This is a genomic window from Vibrio sp. 2134-1 (assembly GCF_033339495.1).
Genome location: NZ_JAWOUS010000951.1, coordinates 1 through 519, shown reverse-complemented (window position 1 = coordinate 519; position 519 = coordinate 1). Strand labels below are relative to the sequence as shown.

Genomic DNA, 519 nt, shown 5'->3' with positions numbered 1-519 from the left:
GAGTTTTTCTCGGCGGCCAACAGCGACTTGGGCGATAAATGGCATCAGGTTATTGGGAATGCCTTGTGGGTCTTCCCCCATGCAGCCCGATGGGTGCGCGCCAACTGGGTTGAAGTAACGCAGTAAGGTGATGCTCCAGTCGTTTTCAGCATGGAACAGATCGCTGAAGCACTGCTCCACCATATATTTACTGCGACCGTATGGATTGGTGGTTGCGCCTGTTGGTGAATCTTCCGTAATCGGCACTATTTCAGGGTCACCGTAAACCGTTGCCGATGAACTGAATACGATGCTTTTCACGCCCGCTTTACGCATGCTGCGCGCTAACACCAATGAGCCATTGACGTTGTTGTCGTAGTACTCAAGTGGTTTTGCCACCGATTCGCCAACTGCTTTGAGACCAGCAAAGTGGATCACGGCTTGGATGTCGTGCTGCGCGAATACCGTATCCAAAAAGGCTTCGTCACGGATGTCACCTTGGTGGAACTCAGGCTGTTTGCCAGTCAGCGCTTCAATACG

At 52.2% G+C, this 519-nt stretch carries 1 protein-coding gene; it reads right to left on the bottom strand.

What is annotated here, in order from left to right; genetic code table 11:
• On the bottom strand, positions 1 to 519 hold a 519-nt coding region (locus tag R7R78_RS29435), incomplete at both ends, for an NAD-dependent epimerase/dehydratase family protein (protein WP_225475002.1).